Source organism: Oceanisphaera marina, assembly GCF_014643915.1.
In the GTDB taxonomy this organism is placed as follows: domain Bacteria; phylum Pseudomonadota; class Gammaproteobacteria; order Enterobacterales; family Aeromonadaceae; genus Oceanimonas; species Oceanimonas marina.
The window spans coordinates 77,570-97,003 of sequence record NZ_BMKE01000006.1; the positions used below are offsets into that span (position 1 = coordinate 77,570).

The window sequence follows — 19,434 nt, forward strand, 5'->3', positions numbered from 1 at the left end:
ACAGGGGGATATTATCATTGAAACCGCGTTACTGCATACCGGCGCCTTAGTGTTTGGTGCTGCGAATACCGCCTGCTTCAATCACTATATGGCCTTGCTTGTACAAGCCGCCAATGGCTTTCTTGAAGGTGCCCTTGCTGATGCCAAACAAACGGAAAATGGTATCCGGGTCTGTTTTATCGTTTACCTGCATGGTGCCACCGGCACGCTCCAGCTTGTCGAGTACCGCCTGGGCGGCATCATCAACCTTGCCTGGGCCGGGTTTGAACAGAACCAGATCGATTTTTCCGTCGTCACGAACCTGTTTGACATAGCCCTTGGTGCTCAGGCCCATGGGGATGCGACCCGAAATATCCGAGCGGAACAACATGCCCCAAAACCGGTTTTCTACCACAGCCTTGAACCCCAGGGGAGTTTGCTCGGCGACCAGCAAATCCACTTCTTGGCCTGGTTGGTAGGTGGGAAACTCGCGGCTGAGAAAGCTGTCCAGTTTGCTGCTGGCGACCATGCGACCTTCGTGATCCAGATACAGGTACACCACATAGTGGCGACCGGTCTCCATGGGTCTGGCCTGGCTGCGTTGCGGCACAAAAATATCTTTCTTCATGCCCCAGTCAAGAAACGCACCCAGACGATTGGTGGTCACCACTTTTAATGAGGCAAACTGCTTCACTCGGGCTTTGGGTGTTTCCGTGGTAATGACCGGCTCTTGATCCGAGTCCAGATAGATGAAAACGGCTATCTCATCACCAGGCTGACAATCGGTTGGCAACTGGCGCCGCGGCAAAAATGTCTCGCCGTATTCTCCCGCATCCAGCCAGCCGCCTTTATCGTCTAATCGTAACAGGGGCAGGGTATTGTTATCGCCAAGCTTGATCATGAGTACTACCGTATTTATAAAAAAACGATTTTAGCCCGAGCTGCCGCTAAAGGCCACCATTGTGCGCCTAAACATGTTTGGTGAATGAGAATGGATCCGAACGCCTAATCTTTAGGGTTAATCGTTTTAATTCAACTGATTATGCCTCTTTTTTGCCCTTGTGATTCTTGATTTTTTATTGTCGAATCGCCCATGAATACTGCTACACTCGACAGGCCGCACTTGAGTATTAAGCGAGCAGCTGATGTGTGATTCTCTTTGGGAAAACACCGCCTTGAAGTATCCCTCCGTCCTTGAGCAGGAGCGACCATTAAATGAATCACGAACAGATCATCATTATTGTCATTCTGATCAGCACAGTGCTGATGTTTTTATGGGGTCGCTGGCGTCACGACATGGTGGCGGCGGGCTCTTTGCTGGCCTGTATTTTAACCGGACTGGTGCCGGCCGAGGTGGCTTTTGATGGCTTCAGCCATCCTGCGGTGGTGACTGTGGCCTGCGTGCTGGTATTAAGCAAGGGCCTGCAAAGCTCGGGGGCCGTCGATGTGCTGACGCGCTGGTTGCTGCCCTCGAACGCGGGAGCGACCCTGTCGATTGCGGCCCTGACGGCACTGGGTGCCGTGTTGTCTGCCTTTATGAATAACGTGGGTGCCTTGGCGCTGTTGATGCCGGTGGCGGTACAGATGGCGCGGCGCCAGCAGATCCCAACCGGCAAGGTGTTAATGCCGCTGTCTTTTGGCACCATACTCGGTGGCATGACGACCCTGATTGGTACGCCGCCCAACCTGATCGTCTCGGGTTTTCGCCAGGCCAGTGGTGAGGGCATGTTCGGCATGTTTGACTTTACGCCAGTGGGACTGGTGGTAGCGACGGTAGGGGTGAGTTTTGTGGCGCTGATAGGCTGGCGCATCGTGCCGGGGCGAAAGCAGGGCGGTGCCGACAGCTTTGACTCGGGCGCCTATACCACAGAGGCAAGAGTACCAGCGGGATGCAAGGCCGAAGGCATGACGCTGCGCGAAATAGAGCAGGCTCTGGTTGAAGCGGATGCTCAGGTATTGGGGCTGGTACGTAATGAGGTACGGGTGACCACCCCCAGCCCCCGTCGTCGTGCGCGAGCCGGTGATATTCTGATGCTGGAAGCGGAAGCCGAAACCCTGGCCAGTGCCTTGTCCAGTCTGGGTCTGAAACTGGAAGAAGCCAAGGCAACCCGGGATGAAAAAGAAAAGGAAAAAGCCAGGGAAGACGGAAAAAATGGCACTCAGAACGCCGTTGCCGCGGCTCAGGAAATCGAAGCCGATAAAAGTGATAAAGCGGCGGATGACACCAGCAGTGACGCGAATGACGAAGTGGTGCTGATGGAGCTGGTGGTATTGCCCAGTTCCGGCTTGCTGGGGCGAAACGCCACCGGCATTCAGCTGAGAACCAGTTATGGTATTAACCTGCTGGCCATATCGCGCCAGGGCAAGCGTTCGGTCAAGCGACTGCGGGCCCAGCCTTTTCGAGCCGGTGATCTGTTGATGATGCAGGGCGGGCCGGAAGCCATTGCCGAGTTTGCTTCCAGCACCGGCTGTGTGCCGCTGGCCGAGCGTGAACTGCGCATTCCCGACAAACGCATGGCGTTGCTGGCCACCGTGATTATGGCGGCGTCGGTATTGGCGGCGGCGGTTGGTTTGTTACCGGCCGCCGTGTCGTTTGCCGCCGGGGTGCTGCTATCCATGGTGGTGCGTACCGTGCCGCCGCGTTCGGTTTATAGTGCCATCGACTGGCCGGTGATCGTGCTGTTGGGCGCATTGATCCCGGTGGCGCAGGCCATGGAGTCGAGTGGTACGGCCGAGTTGATTGCCAACCTGTTATTGAATGGCGTCGCTCAGGGGCATGCCACCATAGCACTGGCGCTGATCCTGGTGGTCACCATGAACCTGTCGGACTTGATGAATAATGCGGCAACGGCGGCGGTCATGTGCCCCATTGCCATTGGTACCGCCAACCAGCTGGGAGTGAGCATGGATCCCTTTTTAATGGCGGTGGCCATTGGTGGTTCCTGTGCCTTTTTAACACCGATTGGCCATCAGAATAACACCCTGATACTGGGCCCTGGCGGGTTTCGCTTTGGCGATTACTGGCGGTTGGGATTACCGCTGGATATCCTGGTGATACTGGTCACCATACCTATGTTACTCTGGGTCTGGCCGCTGTAATGTGTGGGTTGTAACGCTTAAGGCGTAAGCACCAGGTAAATTGAGGAGGCAAACATGCAGAATGAGTTGAATAACAAGGTAGTGCTGGAAGTGTTTGATAAAATCCGCCGTTTTGGCGAACCCTACGAAGAAGGACACATGCTGGATGGCGTAGTGGCCAGCAGCGACTTTGACGGTTACAGCGTGGTGTTGTCCGGCAGTGGCGTGACCTTGCAGCTGAATTTCCATCAAAGCTACCAGTTTGACTACAGCAGCGAAAAGCTGAAAAGCCAGTTTATGGACAAGATTGACTATATTCACCGTCATTACAATGACCGCGAACGAGGCGAGGAATAAGCCCTGCTTTAGAGTGCCGGTAATCTTGAAGTGTTTGGCAGATAAGGCTAACCGATCAAAAAAGCACCGAACCTGCCAGTTCGGTGCTTTTTTAGTGTGTTAGCCAGGCGCCAGCATGGTCTGGTGGTGCTTCACTGGCTCTTAAATCAGTCGTACCTTGACGGTGCGGCCCTTGATTTTACCCTGCTGCAGATGCTTGAGTGCCTTGTTGGCGACATCTCTGTGCACGGCCACGTAAGACTGCATTTCTGAAATATCGATTTTGCCGACTTCGGCACCCTGGATGCCTGCCTCGCCGGTCAAGGCGCCCAGAATATCGCCGGCGCGGATCTTGCTCTTGCGGCCACCGGCAATGTTCAGGGTAACCATGTCGGGTTGCAGCGCCGGTATATTGCCGTTCAAATCGGCCAGCGAGCCCTGAACGATGGGCGCGCGCTGATATTCTTCAATCATGTTGACGCGATAGGCTTCCTGAGCGCTGTACAGGCTCAATGCCAGGCCTTGCTGGCCAGCACGTCCGGTACGACCCACGCGGTGCACGTGGACTTCCGGATCCTGGGTGATGTCGTAGTTGATCACCGCCGCCAGCTCTTTGATGTCGAGGCCGCGGGCAGCCACGTCGGTGGCGACCAGAATATTGGCACTGCCGTTGGCAAAGCGAATCAATACCTGATCCCGTTCCCGCTGCTCCAGATCGCCATTGAGTGCCAGCGCGGCAAAACCCAGATTGGTCAGGTGGTCGGCCACTTCCTGACAGGCGCGTTTGGTGTTGCAGAATACCACGGCCGAGCGGGGCGCATAGTGAGCCAGCAAGGTGGCCAGCGCCTGCTTGCGCAGATTGGGCACCACTTCAAACAGCAACTGTACTATGGTGTCGGCTCTGTTTTCGTCCGCAACGGACACCCGCTCTGGTGCTTGCTGCAAACCCCGGCTGAGATCGGCAATGCCTTCCGGATACGTCGCCGAAAACAGCAGCGTCTGACGTTCTCGGGGGGCAAACGCCACTACACGCTCGATATCGTCGGCAAAGCCCATGTCGAGCATGCGGTCGGCTTCATCCAGCACCAGAGTATTCAGATCGTCCAGCACCAGGCTGCCTTGCTCCAGATGTTTGAGCATGCGCCCCGGGGTACCCACCACTATGTGGGCTCCAAATTCCAGAGACGCCGTCTGTGCCGCGGTAGGCGAGCCCCCGCACAGCACCACCAGCTTGACGTTGGCCATGGCGCGAGCCAGACGGCGCAGTTCGCGCGCTACCTGATCGGCAAGCTCGCGAGTGGGGCAAATCACCATGGTCTGCACGCCCAGACGATTGACATCGAGTCGTGCCAGCAATGCCAGGCCAAAGGCCACGGTTTTACCGCTACCTGTGCTGGCCTGGGCGATCACATCTTTGCCGTTCAGCATCAGCGGCAGGCTCTGAGCCTGAATGGGCGTCATGCGGGTATATTCAAGGCTGGTCAGGTTGGCGATCAGCGCAGGGTCCAGAGACAGGGTGGAAAATTCGGTGTTGTTCACGGTAAAACTCTTGAGGTCAGAAAAAGGAGGTGCACAAAGGCGGACCGATATAATAGCAGAAAAGCATTGCCTGTGGTGATTTTTGACTATTTGGCGAGCACAGTCTTAGTCAATACTTTCAGCCAATAAAAACGGCGCTGTATCAAACAGCGCCGTTTTGCCGGTTGCATGCCGCTCATGATGAACGACAGAGACTAGCCTGATTAGTTGTGCTTGTGCAGCTCGGCGTTCAGCTCGATGGCAGACTGGTTGGTTTTCACCTCGATGCGGCCGCTCTGGGAATTGCGACGGAACATCAGATCGGGTTTTCCTGCCAGTTCTGCGGCTTTAACCGTTTGCACTTCCTGGTTCTTGTCGTCCAGTACCGTCACTTTTGAGCCGGCGGTGATGTACAGACCCGACTCTATGGTACAGCGATCGCCCAGCGGAATGCCCAGGCCGGCATTGGCGCCCAGCAGGCTGCCTTCGCCTACGGAAATGACGATATTGCCGCCACCGGACAGGGTGCCCATGGTGGAACAGCCGCCACCCAGATCGGAGCCGTTACCGACTACCACGCCGGCAGAAATACGGCCCTCAACCATGCTGACACCCAGGGTACCTGCGTTAAAGTTGATAAAACCTTCGTGCATAACGGTGGTGCCTTCGCCTACGTGCGCCCCGAGGCGGATACGGGATGCATCGCCGATACGTACGCCGGTCGGCACCACGTAGTCGGTCATTTTCGGGAACTTGTCGACCGAATCAACGCTGATGGTACGACCCTGGGCGCGGGCGGACAGCTGACGCTTGGCCAGCTCGTCTACCGCTATGGCGCCTTCGGAGGTCCAGGCCACGTTGGGCAGCAAGCCGAACATACCGGACAGGTCTATACCGTGGGGCTTAACCAGGCGATGAGAGAGCAATGCCAGCTTCAGATATACCTCGGCGGTGCTTGCGGGGGCGGCGTCGGTATCCAGAATGGTCACTACCAGTGGCTGGCTGGTGCCGTCCAGGATGCTGGCGATCTCGGCCTGCTCTTCGGCACCTGCAGAGCGGAACGCCGCTTGCAGGGAGTTCAGCTGTGTGTTGTCGATTTCGATGGCCGCGTTGCCGCCCTGATAGCCGATTGTTTCGGCTACTGCGTTAACCAGTGTGTCATCGGCTTTGTGCAGCGGCAGGTTGTAATAGACTTCTAGCCATTCACCCTTGGCGGACTTGGTGCCCACACCCAGTCCGAAAGCAAAATTTGCCATCCAGGTAACTCCGTTTATTTGATTTGAATGTGTCATCGGCCGACGGTAAAGGCCGCCAGCCGTATGTTGGTCAGTCGCAGGCGGTGCCTGGCTGGTTGTTGAGCCCTTTAATGGCGAATGATTCTGCCTGGCTCAAAGGCGGCGTCGAGAATGGCTTGCAGAGTGCCATTTCGATACCTTACCGATGTGTTGCATCAATTTAAGGTGTTTTTTATCACACTTTTTCCGTCCTGCGCGAGCTCTTCCACCAGTTTTTCGCGCAGCAAAGCTTGTTCCTGCTCGTTTAATGGCCGGTTATGCCGGTTGGTCAGGCTGAAAAAATCTTCTACCCGTTCGCCAATGGTGGTGATCTTGGCGGCGTGCAGATTGAGCTTCAACTGGCTGAATACGTTGCCGACTCTGGCCAGCAAGCCGGGCGTATCGAGGGCGACCAGTTCCATCAGCGTGCGCTTGGTGGGCTGCCGGGGGCGCAGAAAGTTGACCTGGGTGGTGACGGTAAACTCCCGATGCCGGCGCGACGGGGGACGAATGCGGATTCTGGGTGCAGCCGAGCGGATCAGGACCTCGCTCAGACGCTGGCACAAATCGCTGAGTCGATCGCCGCTGACCGGCTGGCCATCGGGCTCGAGTACGATAAAGGTGTCGAGGGCATAACCGTCTTTCGAGGTCATGATCTGGGCGTCGTGTATGTTCAGGTTTTTCTGATCCAGCGCCGCGGCCACCCGGCCGAACAGATTCGGCGAATCGGGACAGTAGATAAACAGTTCGCTGCCTCCGCGACCCGGCTGCTGGCTGATTTGCACCAGCGGGCGCTGGCTGTTGCCATGAGCGATAATATGTCGGCTATGCCAGGCGATTTGCTCTGGGGTATGGCGGAGAAAATAATTGGCGGTAAACCGGGACCACAGCGGCTTGATTTGCTCCTCGGAAGTATCCAGCTGGGTCAGTATTTGCCTCGCCTGGCGTTGATTTTCTCGAATGCGCAAGCGCAGATCCGGCGGGTTTTCCAGGCCGCGACGCAGGGCTTTCTGGGTGGCAAAATACAGCTCGCGCAGCAGGCTGCCTTTCCAGTCGTTCCACAGGTGGTCGTTGGTAGCGCAAATATCGGCCACGGTAAGTGCATATAAAAAATCGAGCCGTAATTCGTCTCTGACCAGACCGGCAAACTCGCTGATCACGTCGGGATCGTAAATATCACGCCGTTGTGCCGTTACCGACATCAACAGATGCTGGCGAACCAGCCAGGACACCAGGCGGGCGTCGGATTTGTCGAGATTGTGCTGCAGGCAAAAGGCCAGCGCGTCTTCGGCACCCAGCTCGGAATGATCGCCGCCACGCCCCTTGGCAATGTCATGAAACAGCCCGGCCAGATTAAGCAACTCGGGTTTGCGCAGCCGACTGCAAATATCAAAGCACAGCGGATGGCTGCGTTTGGCTTCGGGTTTGCGAAAACGATACATGTTTTTCAGCAGTCGGTGGGTATGCTCGTCGACCGGATAGGCATGAAACATATCAAACTGCATCTGCCCGACAATCTTATTCCACTGGGGCAGGTAGGCGGCAAGAATGCCATAGCGATGCATCAGCGTCAGGGCCAGACCACAGCCGTGGCGATGACGCATCAGCATCATGAACAGCTGTCGACAATCGGCCCGTTCACATAAAAAATCAGGCAATAGCCGGCGTGCATCACGCAGCTGGCGCAGCGTGGTGGAATAGATTCCGGTCGCCTGGGGCTGGGCTGCGACTTGATAGAACAGCCGTAAAATGGCGGCCGGTTGCTCAATAAATAGGTCGGGATCGATGGCATCCACCAGGGTGCCGCGTAAACGAAACTCCGGGGTCAGTGCTTTTACATCCATGGCGATGTGACCCAGAATGGCTTCGTCAAACAGCTGCAACAGCATCTCGTTGAGTTCGGCCACCCGTCGCACCGTTTGATAAAACCGCTTCATCATCTGTTCTATCGGCTCGTTGCCCTCACCGGCAAACCCCAGGGCCGTGGCCACGGCCCGTTGCCGGTCAAAGAGCAGGCGGTTGTCGGATTTGTGGATGGCCATGTGCAGGGCAAAGCGCAGCTTCCACAAAAAATTCTGACAATCGAGCAGCTCTACGTATTCGTCCTGACTTAGAAAATCGTGACTGACCATTTCGTGCAGCGTGGTAGCACCAAAGTGTCGGCGTGTTACCCAGCTGATGGTTTGAATATCCCGCAGGCCACCGGGGCTGTTTTTAATATCGGGCTCGAGTTTGTAGTTGGTGTCTTGATACTGAAGGTGGCGTTGAGTCTGCTCTTCCCGCTTGGCTTCAAAAAAGGCCTGGCTTGGCCAGAAGGTGTCCGGCTCGGTCGCGTGAGTTAATGCGGCAAAGGTGTGATAGCAACCGGTGATCAGGCGCGCCTCTATCAGGTTGGTGGCAATGGTAAGATCCTGCTCTCCCTGCTGGATGCATTCCTTTACCGAGCGTACGCTGTGACCCACTTCGAGTCGTAAGTCCCACAGCAGGGTCACAAAGCGGCTGATGTGCTCATTGATGGCAGGGTTGGCGTCACCTTCATACAAAATAAGCAAGTCGATATCGGAGTAGGGATGTAATTCACCGCGGCCATAACCGCCTACGGCTACCAGAGCCAGCTGCGGGTCCTGTGCCAGGCCAAAGTGCTGCCACAGGCCGGTCAGCAGTTGATCCATGTGCTGAGAGCGGGTGACCACCAGCTCCATGATGTCGTCGCCGGCATTAAAGCGCTGCTCTAGCCATTGCTGCAGGCGGGCCAGTATTTCTTTGCACTTGGGCAGGGTGAGTTCGGCCGGGTCGAGCAGGGCCGGAGCAAGCAGGCTGGCATCCATAGGGCAACGATATCCTCTGAGTCTGGAGTGGGGCTGGGGTTAGCTGCACTAAGTTAGCATATATCGATATCAACCAAGGGTGAACTGTGCAGCGTCTCTGTCAAAAGGCATGTTTGTTGAGATTAGACGCCGCCAGCAAGCTTGATAAGATAAGAGTCTGCGTTTGTGTGGAGCTGATGTATATGCCAAATACCGAAGTGGGCAACAATGAATTACCTGGCTGGATACGCCGTGCCATGGCGTCGGGGTACTTATTGCCGGTACTGTTTATGGCGTCCTTGCTGGAAGCCATTATTGTGCCTATTCCGTTGGAGCTTATTTTAATTCCGTTGTTGTTGTTGCAACCACAGCGCCGCTGGCTGCTGGCCTCGGTTGCTCTGGCCGGCTGTCTGTGTGGTGCCTTGCTGGGATATTGGTTTGGAGGCTGGTTATTCGACAGTTTGGGGCAATGGTTGTTAACGACCCTGGGGGCGCAGGATGCCTTTGCCGATTTTGAAAACACCTTGGCGGAACAGGGTTTTATGGCAATAGTGGTGGTGGGAGTCACTCCGGTGCCGTTTCAGGTTGCCATGCTGGCGGCCGGTGCGGCGAGTTATCCACTATGGATGTTCATGCTGGCGGCGGCAGTGGCAAGAGGCATACGCTATTTTGGATTGGCGCTCTTGGTTCACCTGTTTGGCGAGCAGGCCATGGGCTTGTTTAAGCGCCGGGGTAAACCGGTAGGTTTTGCGATATTGATACTTGCCATTCTCGGCTTTGGCGTGCAGTGGTGGCTGGAAGGGAAATAAGACTGCGGTATTTATTTCACGGCTGGCGATGGGAGATAAAATAACAAAGGCGCCGTAGCGCCTTGATTATCAGATACCAGGTATCCGTGCTTTATTATTATTCGCCCGCGGGTCTGATGCTGGTTGCATGATTCCCTTTGGGGCCTTGTTCAATTTTATATTGTACCAACTGGCCCGCCTTCAGGGTTCTATATCCATCCATCTCAATGGTGGAGAAATGTGCGAACACATCATCACCGCCGTCCTGTGGGCAGATAAAGCCAAATCCCTTAGCATTGTTAAACCACTTCACCGTACCGGTTGTCATACTTGTGCATCCCTTATGCTCAAACATCCTAAACAACATTGAATTATCAGCCACGGCTATATTGAGCCTGGCCAATGATTACTACAGGCGATTCTTCGCCGGATGCGGCAATCATTAAAACAGGTCCGACACGCAGCCAATCTAATGATTACCAAGACTCCACTCTAGCCAAACAGCGAGATGAGTCAAGCCTTTGTTTATTACTTCACAACCTGAAACCAAGGCTATTGACAGCCCCAATCCAGGCAGTAGGGTGAAGGAAAAGACACTCTGGAGAGTTCCTGATATCCTGACAGTCAAGAAGCGGCTTATGCCATGATTTTGAAGGACGCCACTCACAGATGTCTAATATTTGGCATCTCTGGTGTAGCGAGATCTGGAACGGTGATTTAGAGTAGGTATATGAGCAGGAGAACACGGCAGGCCGATGGTGATCAGTTAAAAGAGGTGGAAGAAATAGCGCTGCAACCCCCTCCTATGTATAAGGTCATCTTGAATAACGACGATTATACCCCCATGGATTTTGTGGTGGAGGTGCTGCAAACTTTCTTTTCCATGGATGAGGACAAGGCAACACAAGTGATGATGGCAGTGCATTATCAAGGCAAAGGGGTCTGTGGCCTGTTTACTGCAGAAATCGCAGAAACCAAGGTAGCGCAAGTGAATAATTATGCTCGACTACACGAACACCCGTTGTTATGTAGCATGGAGCAGGAATGAGATAGTACCCGCCGCAACGGGACACCGAAGTTTTTAGGGGAGGTGCCTATGTTGAACAAAGATCTTGAGAGCACGCTGAACGACGCTTTCAACGAAGCGCGTCGTGCTCGCCACGAGTTCATGACGGTGGAGCACCTGCTACTCGCGTTGTTGAATAATCCGGCTGCCAAAGAGGCATTAACTGCCTGTGGTGCCGATCTTGAACAATTACGTCGTGAAACCCACCTTTTTATCGAGCAGACCACACCCTTGCTGCCAGCGGGAGACGAGGAGATTGAAACCCAACCGACCCTCGGTTTTCAGCGCGTACTGCAGCGAGCGGTGTTTCACGTACAGTCTTCCGGCAACGCCGAAGTCACCGGTGCCAATGTGCTGGTGGCCATTTTCAGCGAGCAGGAGTCTCAGGCTGCGTATCTGTTGAAAAAAATCCAGATCAGTCGTTTGGATGTGGTCAACTTTCTGTCTCACGGTGTACGCAAAGATGGTGAGCAGGAAGATGCGCCCTCCGTGCAACCGGAAGACAGCGAAGAAGCCGTGAGCAATCAGGCCGAAGGCTTTGTGACCAACCTTAACCAGTGGGTGAAGGAAGGCCGTATCGATCCGCTCATCGGGCGAGATCATGAAGTGAGCCGGGCGATTCAGGTATTGTGCCGTCGCCGCAAGAACAACCCGCTGCTGGTGGGTGAAGCCGGGGTGGGTAAAACCGCGATTGCCGAAGGTCTGGCCTATCGTATCGTGCATGGCGAAGTACCGGAAATCATCGCCGACAGCGTGATTTACTCCCTCGACATGGGGTCCTTGCTGGCCGGTACCAAATACCGGGGTGACTTCGAAAAGCGGTTCAAGGCGCTGCTGAAACAGTTTGAAAAGCAGAAAGGCGCCATCCTGTTTATTGATGAGATCCATACCATTATTGGTGCGGGGGCGGCCTCTGGTGGCCAGCTGGATGCGGCCAATCTGCTTAAACCCATGCTGTCCAGCGGGCAAATCCGTTGTGTAGGCTCGACCACCTATCAGGAATATAGTCAGGTATTTGAAAAAGATCGTGCTCTGGCGCGACGCTTTCAGAAGATCGATATTCCCGAGCCATCGGTGGAGGACACTACCAAGATACTGATGGGGTTGAAGAGTCGTTACGAGTCTCATCATGATGTGCGTTATACCAACAAGGCGATGAAGGCTGCCGCCGAGTTGTCGGCCAAATACATCAACGATCGTCATCTGCCGGACAAGGCCATTGACGTCATAGACGAGGCGGGCGCCAAAATTCGCATGATGCCGCCGTCCAAGCGCAAGAAGACCATAGGAGTGGGCGATATTGAGGCCATAGTGGCCAAAATTGCGCGTATTCCGGAAAAGTCCGTTTCCAGCTCCGATACCGAAGCCCTGAAAACCCTGGAGTCCAAGCTGAAAATGGTGGTCTTCGGTCAGGACAAGGCCATAGAGGTGTTGACCGACTCCATTCGCTTGAGTCGTTCTGGCCTGGGTAACGAGAATCGGCCGATTGGCTCTTTCCTGTTTGCAGGCCCGACCGGGGTGGGTAAAACGGAGGTCACGCAGCAGCTGTCCCGAGTATTGGGCATCGAGCTGGTACGCTTCGATATGTCCGAGTACATGGAGTCTCATACGGTGTCGCGCTTGATTGGTGCACCACCTGGCTATGTGGGCTTTGACCAGGGCGGGCTGCTGACTGATGCGGTGATCAAGCATCCTCATGCGGTGATACTGCTTGATGAAATCGAGAAGGCACACCAGGACGTGTTCAACCTGTTACTGCAGGTAATGGACAACGGTACCCTGACCGATAACAACGGACGCAAGGCAGACTTTCGTAATGTGATTTTGGTGATGACCACCAACGCCGGGGTGCAAGAGACGGTTCGCAAGTCGATTGGCTTCCAGCAGCAGGATCATAGCCATGATGCGATGAGCGAAATCAACCGTACCTTTTCGCCTGAATTCCGCAACCGGTTAGACCATATAATCTGGTTCAACAACTTGGATATGGCGGTGATTCATCAGGTAGTAGACAAGTTTATTGTCGAACTGCAGGCGCAATTGGATGCCAAAGGCGTATCGATGGAAGTGAGCGAGCCAGCTCGTCATTGGTTGGCCGAGCAGGGATACGACAGGTCGATGGGGGCGCGACCCATGGGGCGGGTGATTCAGGAGCAACTGAAAAAGCCGCTGGCCAACGAGCTGCTGTTTGGCGAACTGGTTGGTGGCGGCTCGGTCAAAGTCACCCTTAAGGACAACAAACTGCATTTTGATTATCAGTCGGAAGCCTCTTTGGCCCACTAACATGTCACTGAGTACATAATGCCACTATGCCCGGCTCCCTTTCAGAGAGCCGGGCATTTTTATTCAAGAGGCAAATGCCTGGCAGAACACAAGCAAGCAAAGCACCCAAAATACAGCGAGCAACAGAAAATGCTGTTTACTCTCCTTCGGGTGTGACTGGCAAACGAATTAACGAGCGCGGAAGACGATACGTCCTTTCGACAAATCGTAAGGAGTCAGTTGAACGGTGACCTTGTCGCCGGTCAGAATACGAATGTAGTTCTTGCGCATTTTTCCGGAGATATGAGCAGTTACCACGTGGCCATTTTCCAGCTCAACGCGAAACATGGTGTTCGGCAGGGTGTCCAGAATGGTCCCTTGCATTTCAATACTGTCTTCTTTAGCCATTGAGTCCTCTTGTTAACGCAGGCAATAAAAGCGGCGTAGATCATGCCGGATTTCGCCCTGAGTGTAAAGTTTCCGCTCAGTCTTTCATCGCTTGCCAATGTCCGGCTACGAGTCGCTGATGAGGGCGGAAGTGTTGTTTATAATTCATTTTCTGACAATCATCTACCTGATAGCCCAGATAAAGCCATTTCTTGTGTTGTTCTTTTGCTATCGCCACCTGGCTCATAATGGCAAAAGAGCCTAACGATCTGTGTTCAACATCGGGTTCATAGAAGGTGTACAGGGCGCTAAGAGACTGTTCAAGCTGATCGGTGACCGCTACGGCTATCAGCCGTTGCTCAAGCCTGAATTCGATAAAAAGCGGCGGCAGCCAGTCACACAGCAAGAACCCCTTGTACTGATCCTGGTTGGCCGGATACATGCTACCGTCCTGATGGCGCTGGCTGATGTAGCGAGCATATAAATCAAAGTATTCAGGTTTGTCCCGCTCGCTCAGTATGATGTCTAGATCGCGGTTAAGTCGCGCAATGCGCTTTTGACTGCGGCTGGGCGCAAACCGATCCACATCGATGCGCAACGATTCACAGGCACTGCACAGCTGACAGTGAGGCCGGTAGATATCGGATCCGCTGCGGCGAAACCCCGCGCTAAGCAGTTGTTCGTAGCCGTCGGGGCACAACAATCGCTTGTCGAGCAGCACCAGCAACTGTTCTTTTTGCCCGGGCAAATAACTGCACGGATGTTTGGGGGTCAGCCCTACCTTCAGATTTACTTCTCGCATAATACCAACTCGCCTGATTGCCAGCATCCCGATATGAGCGGCTCTTGCTGTAGCTTTTTTAGTTTATGCAAAAAACGGGAGCGGGGCCAAGTTTGCACGCCCAGACTCATCAGATGAGGGTTGGGCAGCTGACAGTCGACCAGCTCGCCGCCATAACGTCTGAAATGCCGACACAGGCCGAGCATGGCGAGTTTGGAGCCATTATCGACTCGATGAAACATGGACTCACCACAAAATAGCGTACCCAGACTGATGCCATAAAGCCCTGCCACCAGCTGGTTTTCTTGCCACACCTCAACCGAGTGGGCATGCCCTTGCCGATGCAGCTGGCAATAAGCCCGTTCGATGTCGGCGGTAATCCAGGTGCCTTCTTTATGCTCTCTTAGTGAGCGACAGGCATGAATTACCTGTTCAAAGGCGGTGTTGATGGTGAGCCGGTAATGCTTGCGCCGTGCCAGTTTGGCCAGGCTGCGACTGACATGGAGCTGGTCTGGTGCAACAATCGCGCGCGGGTCGGGTGACCACCACAACATGGGTTGATCTTGCTCAAACCAGGGAAAAATCCCCATCTGGTAGGCAAGCAGCAGTCGCGCCGGGCTTAAATCACCGCCCACGGCCAGCAAGCCGTTTGGCTCTTGCAGTGCCTGCGTGGGTGGCGGAAACCAAAGTTGATTATCGAGTAAGGTCAGCATGATGAGTTATATCGCTACAGAGGGTTAAGCGTAAAGAGTGAAGGGGGAAATGTGGACCAACACCTGAGCCTTAAAGACTAGACACATTTTCGTCACGGGTTTCGGGCTACCAGTTGGTGTGTTTTAGTTATCTTGACCACTTCATTATTTACCCACCACTCTTACGTTTCGCTGTCCGAATGACCTTATATTAACATTAATTGAATGAATAACTAATGAGCATATAATCAATGGCATAAGATAAATATAAGGTCACCGGGAGAAAAACATGCCGCACCGGGCACATTTGTTTTCGCTACGCATTGGCCACGCACTGCGTGAGAGTTGTTTTCAGGAGCACTACGGTCGCCAGCGATTATTAAAAGATGTGCTGGCTGGTATCACTGTGGGCATTATTGCCATTCCTCTGGCCATGGCGCTGGCCATTGCCAGTGGTGTTGCCCCACAATACGGTCTTTATACTGCTATTATTGCCGGTTTTGTGATTGCCCTGACCGGCGGCTCGCGTTTCAGTATCTCTGGCCCCACCGCCGCCTTTGTGGTCATTCTGTTTCCGGTGGCCCAGCAATACGGACTGGGAGGCCTGCTGCTGGCGACCGTGATGTCGGGCATCATACTGATTGCCATGGCGGTAGTACGGCTGGGCCGCCTGATTGAATATATCCCCGAGTCCGTTACCTTGGGGTTTACCGGTGGCATTGGCGTCGTGATTGCCACCTTGCAGATAAAAGACTTTTTGGGTCTGGATCTTGCGAATTTGCCTGAACATTATGTTGGCAAGGTGCAGGCTTTGGCTATGGCAGTGCCGGATTTATATTGGCCAAGCGTGCTGGTCGCCTTGTTGACGCTGGTCGTTATGCTGGGCTGGCCGAGGTTGAAAACCGGCATTCCGGCACATTTGCCGGCGGTACTGCTGGCCAGTGTTATTACCTGGCTGCTGAACAAGCAGGGCATGAATATTGCCACCATCAGCAGCCAGTTCAGTTATGTCTTGTCCGATGGCAGTACCGGGCAGGGTATTCCTCCTGTGTTGCCGGAATGGGTTTGGCCATGGTTGCAACCCGGGGCAAATGGGGAACCATTGTCGCTGGACTGGTCTTTATTGAGGGCCCTGTTACCGGCGGCCTTTGCCATTGCCATGCTGGGGGCTATTGAGTCTTTGTTGTGTGCCGTGGTGCTGGATGGCATGACCGGCAAGCGACACAGCGCCAACAGCGAGTTGCTGGGGCAGGGGATAGGCAACATATTGACCCCGTTTTTTGGGGGTATTACCGCCACCGCGGCCATTGCCCGCTCTGCGGCCAACGTCAAGGCGGGAGCTGAATCACCTGTGTCTGGCATGATGCATGCGCTGGTGGTGCTGGCGGCCCTGGTGTTGCTGGCGCCTATGCTGGCTTATTTACCCATGCCCGCCATGGCTGCCTTATTGATGGTGGTGGCCTGGAACATGAGCGAAGCGCACAAGTCGGTCACGTTGCTTAAAACCGCCCCCGCAGGCGATATTCTGGTGTTTTTAACCTGTTTTTCGCTCACCATTTTATTCGATATGGTACTGGCCATTACCGTGGGTATTCTGGTGGCGGCGGTATTGTTTGTGCGCGATATTGCCGAAATGACGCGGGTGTCCGATATCTCCACTCACCCGCGATTGCTGGCCACGCCACTGCCTGCTGGCTGGTCGGTGTTTAAAATCAACGGTCCCCTGTTTTTTGCCGCCGCCGATCGGGTGTTTAGTGAGCTGGCGACCTGGTGTGAGCGGCAAGCGGGCGTGATTTTGTACATGGACGCCGTGTCTATTCTGGATGCAGGGGGTCAGGCCGCGCTGAGTCGCTTTGTGCAGCAGTGCCGGCAGCGGCACATAGAAGTAGTGATTGCCGATTTGCAATTTCAGCCATTGAAAACTCTGGCTCGAGCCGGCGTGCAGCCGATCGCCAATCAGCTATCGTTTTATTCCACCCTGCAAGAAGCACTTGAGCAGGTCAGCAGGCGACACAATGAAACGGAAATGGTGAGATGTGAGGAGTAAAAGGTAGCGTCTGGCACCGAGCGAGATCCTGCTCGGCAGAATTTCGCAGCTGAAGCAGCGACGACAAGATAGGGGTTTATCTTTAGCTGAACGTTTAGTGCTAACGACTTATCGCTTTCTTCTGGCTTGGAAATCAAAAACGGCGCCGTATTAACAGCGCCGTTTGACTTACCGATTATGGTCTGACGTCTTACTTCAGACCGTCCAGATAGCGTTCGGCATCCAGCGCCGCCATACAGCCGGTACCGGCTGAAGTAATGGCCTGGCGATAGACATGATCCATCACATCACCGGCGGCAAACACACCTTCAATACTGGTTTGCGTGGCATTGCCATGCAGGCCGGACTGTACCTTGAGGTAGCCGTTTTCCATGTCCAGCTGACCTTCAAACATGCTGGTGTTGGGCTGATGACCGATGGCGATAAAGACGCCGGCCAAGGCCAGCTCTTCGGTGGCATCGCTCTGGGTATCTTTCAGACGAACACCGGTTACGCCCATGTTGTCGCCCAGCACTTCGTCCAGGGTACGATCGGTGTGCAGCACTATGTTGCCGTTGGCCACTTTATCCATCAGGCGGTCGATCAGAATTTTCTCGGAGCGGAAAGTGTCACGACGATGGACCAGGTGTACTTCGGCGGCAATGTTCGATAGATACAAGGCTTCTTCCACGGCGGTGTTGCCGCCGCCAATCACAGCGACTTTCTGGTTGCGATAGAAGAAACCGTCGCAGGTGGCGCAGGCAGAAACCCCACGGCCCTGAAACGCTTCTTCAGAAGGCAGACCCAGGTATTTGGCCGAGGCACCGGTGGCGATAATCAGGGCATCGCAGCTGTATTCACTGCTGTCACCCTTGAGGCGAAACGGACGCTGGCTGAAATCGACGCTGTTAATATGATCAAACAGTATTTCGGTTTCAAAGCGCTCGGCATGAGCCTGCATACGCTCCATTAACGCCGGGCCGGTTAGCCCTTCAGCATCACCTGGCCAGTTTTCCACTTCTGTGGTGGTGGTCAGCTGACCACCTTGCTGAATACCTGTCACCAATACGGGGTTGAGGTTAGCTCGGGCCGCATAGACGGCGGCAGTATATCCTGCAGGACCCGACCCCAGAATTAGCAGTTTGGCGTGTTTTGCTTGGCTCATTTGTTGCTCCAACCTTGGCAATGGGCAAATAAAAGTGGGCTCGATTGTAGGGGATAGACATCTGGGAATAAAGCATAACAGAGCAGGCGACCATGATCGGCGTTGCAAGCAAGAGCGAGACCGGATTGATGTGGTGTTGCCTGCTTAATATAACGAATAGTTATGCAATATAACCATATTGCAGGTAAAACAGTGAATACGAGTAAAAATCTGAAAAATCGTTTTGTGATAAATGCTTACCATAAAGGGGCTGCAGGGGAAGTAAGTGTTTAGTTTATAATCGCTTATCCGTGATAAATATCATTATGAATGTTGTTGTTGGTTTAAATGTCCAATCCTGACGTCAAAAATTATATTTAATGATGATTTAAGGGTAATATCAAACAGATGTGCTATCTGTTTGCGTTTCGCCATGCTAAGATAACTTTTATGGAACTGTATAGATAATCGTTTTTAGTGTGTATTTATTTGTTTTCTGCTTGCGGAATGACGGCGAGCTTAGGCATCAGAGCCGGTTGAAATGCGCATCAATCTAATACCGCTATTGCATTAGGGTGTGGTTTTATGCCATATAGGTTTAATCTTCACAGTGGAATGTACTGAAAATGAGTCAAAGGATGGATGAAGTGTTGGATTTGAACAGCAGGCCGGCTAAAGAACTTGACCGTATCGACCGCAATATACTGAATGAATTACAGCAAGATGGTCGAATTTCCAACGTCGAATTGTCGAAGCGGGTTGGTTTGAGCCCAACTCCTTGTCTGGAACGGGTGCGTCGTTTAGAGCGCCAGGGTTATATCGAAGGCTACACCGCTATTCTCAACCCCCAGTTTTTGGATGCCTCGTTACTGGTCTTCGTTGAAATTACCCTCAATCGCGGCACACCCGATGTGTTTGACGAGTTCAACGATGCGGTACAAAAGCTCGAAGAAATTCAAGAGTGTCACTTGGTGTCCGGCGATTTCGACTATTTGCTGAAAACTCGCGTAGCGGACATGTCGGCCTACCGTAAGCTGCTGGGTGAAACCCTGCTGCGTTTACCTGGCGTTAATGACACGCGCACCTATGTCGTGATGGAAGAAGTGAAGCAGAGTAATCGTCTGGTGATAAATACCCGATAAACTGTGCTAATGTGCTCGGCTCTGGTATTTTTATACGGGGCAGGGGCAGACCAACCTCCTGAACCTGCGAGCGGCCCCGGCCGCTCGTTTGTCGTTTGAGTGCTGGCGACTTTTATTGTCGCAGCCAGCTGCAGTTGTTATTGCGAAATCTAAT

At 53.9% G+C, this 19,434-nt stretch carries 16 protein-coding genes; 7 read left to right on the forward strand and 9 right to left on the reverse strand.

The features are described 5' to 3' along the window. Nucleotides 1–46: 46 nt before the first annotated feature. Entirely contained in the window at nucleotides 47–880 is an 834-nt protein-coding gene (locus IEW52_RS05275; RefSeq protein WP_188629024.1) for a CvfB family protein, read from the reverse strand. 314 nt (nucleotides 881–1,194) lie between these two features. On the opposite strand from IEW52_RS05275, the gene IEW52_RS05280 reads away from it, so the two are divergent. Together IEW52_RS05280 and IEW52_RS05285 are read left to right on the forward strand one after the other, a co-directional pair. Then, nucleotides 1,195–3,078, forward strand: coding sequence for an SLC13 family permease (locus IEW52_RS05280; RefSeq protein WP_188629025.1), 1,884 nt, complete (start codon nucleotides 1,195–1,197; stop codon nucleotides 3,076–3,078). Between the two features lie 54 nt (nucleotides 3,079–3,132). Further along, nucleotides 3,133–3,414, forward strand: coding sequence for a DUF3081 domain-containing protein (locus tag IEW52_RS05285; protein ID WP_188629026.1), 282 nt, complete (start codon nucleotides 3,133–3,135; stop codon nucleotides 3,412–3,414). A 141-nt stretch (nucleotides 3,415–3,555) separates the two neighbouring features. On the opposite strand, the gene dbpA is transcribed toward IEW52_RS05285, so the two are convergent. From dbpA to glnD, 3 genes are all read right to left on the reverse strand, one after another. After that, nucleotides 3,556–4,932: an ATP-dependent RNA helicase DbpA gene (gene dbpA, locus IEW52_RS05290; RefSeq protein ID WP_188629027.1), complete on the reverse strand. Its 1,377-nt coding sequence runs from the start codon at nucleotides 4,930–4,932 to the stop codon at nucleotides 3,556–3,558. A 203-nt stretch (nucleotides 4,933–5,135) separates the two neighbouring features. Then, nucleotides 5,136–6,167 carry a 2,3,4,5-tetrahydropyridine-2,6-dicarboxylate N-succinyltransferase gene (gene dapD / locus IEW52_RS05295; protein ID WP_188629028.1) on the reverse strand — a complete coding sequence of 344 codons (1,032 nt, stop codon included), beginning with the start codon at nucleotides 6,165–6,167 and terminating at the stop codon, nucleotides 5,136–5,138. Nucleotides 6,168–6,361: 194 nt separating this feature from the next. Then, nucleotides 6,362–9,013, reverse strand: coding sequence for a bifunctional uridylyltransferase/uridylyl-removing protein GlnD (gene glnD / locus IEW52_RS05300; protein ID WP_188629029.1), 2,652 nt, complete (start codon nucleotides 9,011–9,013; stop codon nucleotides 6,362–6,364). A 182-nt stretch (nucleotides 9,014–9,195) separates the two neighbouring features. Here glnD and IEW52_RS05305 point away from each other — a divergent pair, with 182 nt between their 5' ends. Further along, nucleotides 9,196–9,801, forward strand: coding sequence for a YqaA family protein (locus IEW52_RS05305; protein WP_188629030.1), 606 nt, complete (start codon nucleotides 9,196–9,198; stop codon nucleotides 9,799–9,801). A 97-nt stretch (nucleotides 9,802–9,898) separates the two neighbouring features. Here IEW52_RS05305 and cspD read toward each other — a convergent pair whose 3' ends face one another. Beyond that, the gene (gene cspD, locus IEW52_RS05310; protein ID WP_188629031.1) at nucleotides 9,899–10,108 is read right to left on the reverse strand and encodes a cold shock domain-containing protein CspD; all 210 of its coding nucleotides are present in this window, start codon (nucleotides 10,106–10,108) and stop codon (nucleotides 9,899–9,901) included. 402 nt (nucleotides 10,109–10,510) lie between these two features. Between cspD and clpS the strand changes: the two genes are divergently transcribed. Further along, nucleotides 10,511–10,828: an ATP-dependent Clp protease adapter ClpS gene (gene clpS / locus IEW52_RS05315; RefSeq protein ID WP_188629032.1), complete on the forward strand. Its 318-nt coding sequence runs from the start codon at nucleotides 10,511–10,513 to the stop codon at nucleotides 10,826–10,828. Between the two features lie 48 nt (nucleotides 10,829–10,876). Then, nucleotides 10,877–13,129, forward strand: a complete 2,253-nt coding sequence (gene clpA / locus IEW52_RS05320) for an ATP-dependent Clp protease ATP-binding subunit ClpA (protein ID WP_188629033.1) — start codon at nucleotides 10,877–10,879, stop codon at nucleotides 13,127–13,129. Between the two features lie 168 nt (nucleotides 13,130–13,297). Here clpA and infA read toward each other — a convergent pair whose 3' ends face one another. The 3 genes from infA to aat form a co-directional block, all read right to left on the reverse strand. Next, nucleotides 13,298–13,516, reverse strand: coding sequence for a translation initiation factor IF-1 (gene infA / locus IEW52_RS05325; protein WP_007419779.1), 219 nt, complete (start codon nucleotides 13,514–13,516; stop codon nucleotides 13,298–13,300). Between the two features lie 76 nt (nucleotides 13,517–13,592). Beyond that, nucleotides 13,593–14,300, reverse strand: a complete 708-nt coding sequence (locus tag IEW52_RS05330) for an arginyltransferase (RefSeq protein ID WP_188629104.1) — start codon at nucleotides 14,298–14,300, stop codon at nucleotides 13,593–13,595. Further along, complete coding sequence (gene aat / locus IEW52_RS05335; protein ID WP_188629034.1) at nucleotides 14,285–14,989, reverse strand: leucyl/phenylalanyl-tRNA--protein transferase; 705 nt, start codon at nucleotides 14,987–14,989, stop codon at nucleotides 14,285–14,287. The genes IEW52_RS05330 and aat overlap by 16 nt, the downstream gene beginning before the upstream one ends. Before the next feature lie 268 nt (nucleotides 14,990–15,257). On the opposite strand from aat, the gene dauA reads away from it, so the two are divergent. After that, complete coding sequence (gene dauA / locus IEW52_RS05340; RefSeq protein WP_188629035.1) at nucleotides 15,258–17,015, forward strand: C4-dicarboxylic acid transporter DauA; 1,758 nt, start codon at nucleotides 15,258–15,260, stop codon at nucleotides 17,013–17,015. A 190-nt stretch (nucleotides 17,016–17,205) separates the two neighbouring features. On the opposite strand, the gene trxB is transcribed toward dauA, so the two are convergent. After that, the gene (trxB, locus tag IEW52_RS05345; RefSeq protein ID WP_188629036.1) at nucleotides 17,206–18,159 is read right to left on the reverse strand and encodes a thioredoxin-disulfide reductase; all 954 of its coding nucleotides are present in this window, start codon (nucleotides 18,157–18,159) and stop codon (nucleotides 17,206–17,208) included. Nucleotides 18,160–18,776: 617 nt separating this feature from the next. Here trxB and lrp point away from each other — a divergent pair. Then, nucleotides 18,777–19,280 (forward strand): leucine-responsive transcriptional regulator Lrp, encoded by a 504-nt coding sequence (gene lrp, locus IEW52_RS05350; RefSeq protein WP_239552505.1) that lies wholly within the window; start codon nucleotides 18,777–18,779, stop codon nucleotides 19,278–19,280. Nucleotides 19,281–19,434 lie beyond the last annotated feature (154 nt).

Coding starts and splice junctions, on each gene's coding strand:
- infA (WP_007419779.1), bottom strand. CDS start 13,516: ATGGCTAAAGAAGACAGTATTGAAATGCAAGGGACCATTCTGGACACC.
- IEW52_RS05285 (WP_188629026.1), top strand. CDS start 3,133: ATGCAGAATGAGTTGAATAACAAGGTAGTGCTGGAAGTGTTTGATAAA.
- glnD (WP_188629029.1), bottom strand. CDS start 9,013: ATGGATGCCAGCCTGCTTGCTCCGGCCCTGCTCGACCCGGCCGAACTC.
- trxB (WP_188629036.1), bottom strand. CDS start 18,159: ATGAGCCAAGCAAAACACGCCAAACTGCTAATTCTGGGGTCGGGTCCT.
- dauA (WP_188629035.1), top strand. CDS start 15,258: ATGCCGCACCGGGCACATTTGTTTTCGCTACGCATTGGCCACGCACTG.
- IEW52_RS05280 (WP_188629025.1), top strand. CDS start 1,195: ATGAATCACGAACAGATCATCATTATTGTCATTCTGATCAGCACAGTG.
- clpS (WP_188629032.1), top strand. CDS start 10,511: ATGAGCAGGAGAACACGGCAGGCCGATGGTGATCAGTTAAAAGAGGTG.
- dapD (WP_188629028.1), bottom strand. CDS start 6,167: ATGGCAAATTTTGCTTTCGGACTGGGTGTGGGCACCAAGTCCGCCAAG.
- clpA (WP_188629033.1), top strand. CDS start 10,877: ATGTTGAACAAAGATCTTGAGAGCACGCTGAACGACGCTTTCAACGAA.
- cspD (WP_188629031.1), bottom strand. CDS start 10,108: ATGACAACCGGTACGGTGAAGTGGTTTAACAATGCTAAGGGATTTGGC.
- lrp (WP_239552505.1), top strand. CDS start 18,777: ATGGATGAAGTGTTGGATTTGAACAGCAGGCCGGCTAAAGAACTTGAC.
- aat (WP_188629034.1), bottom strand. CDS start 14,989: ATGCTGACCTTACTCGATAATCAACTTTGGTTTCCGCCACCCACGCAG.
- IEW52_RS05275 (WP_188629024.1), bottom strand. CDS start 880: ATGATCAAGCTTGGCGATAACAATACCCTGCCCCTGTTACGATTAGAC.
- IEW52_RS05305 (WP_188629030.1), top strand. CDS start 9,196: ATGCCAAATACCGAAGTGGGCAACAATGAATTACCTGGCTGGATACGC.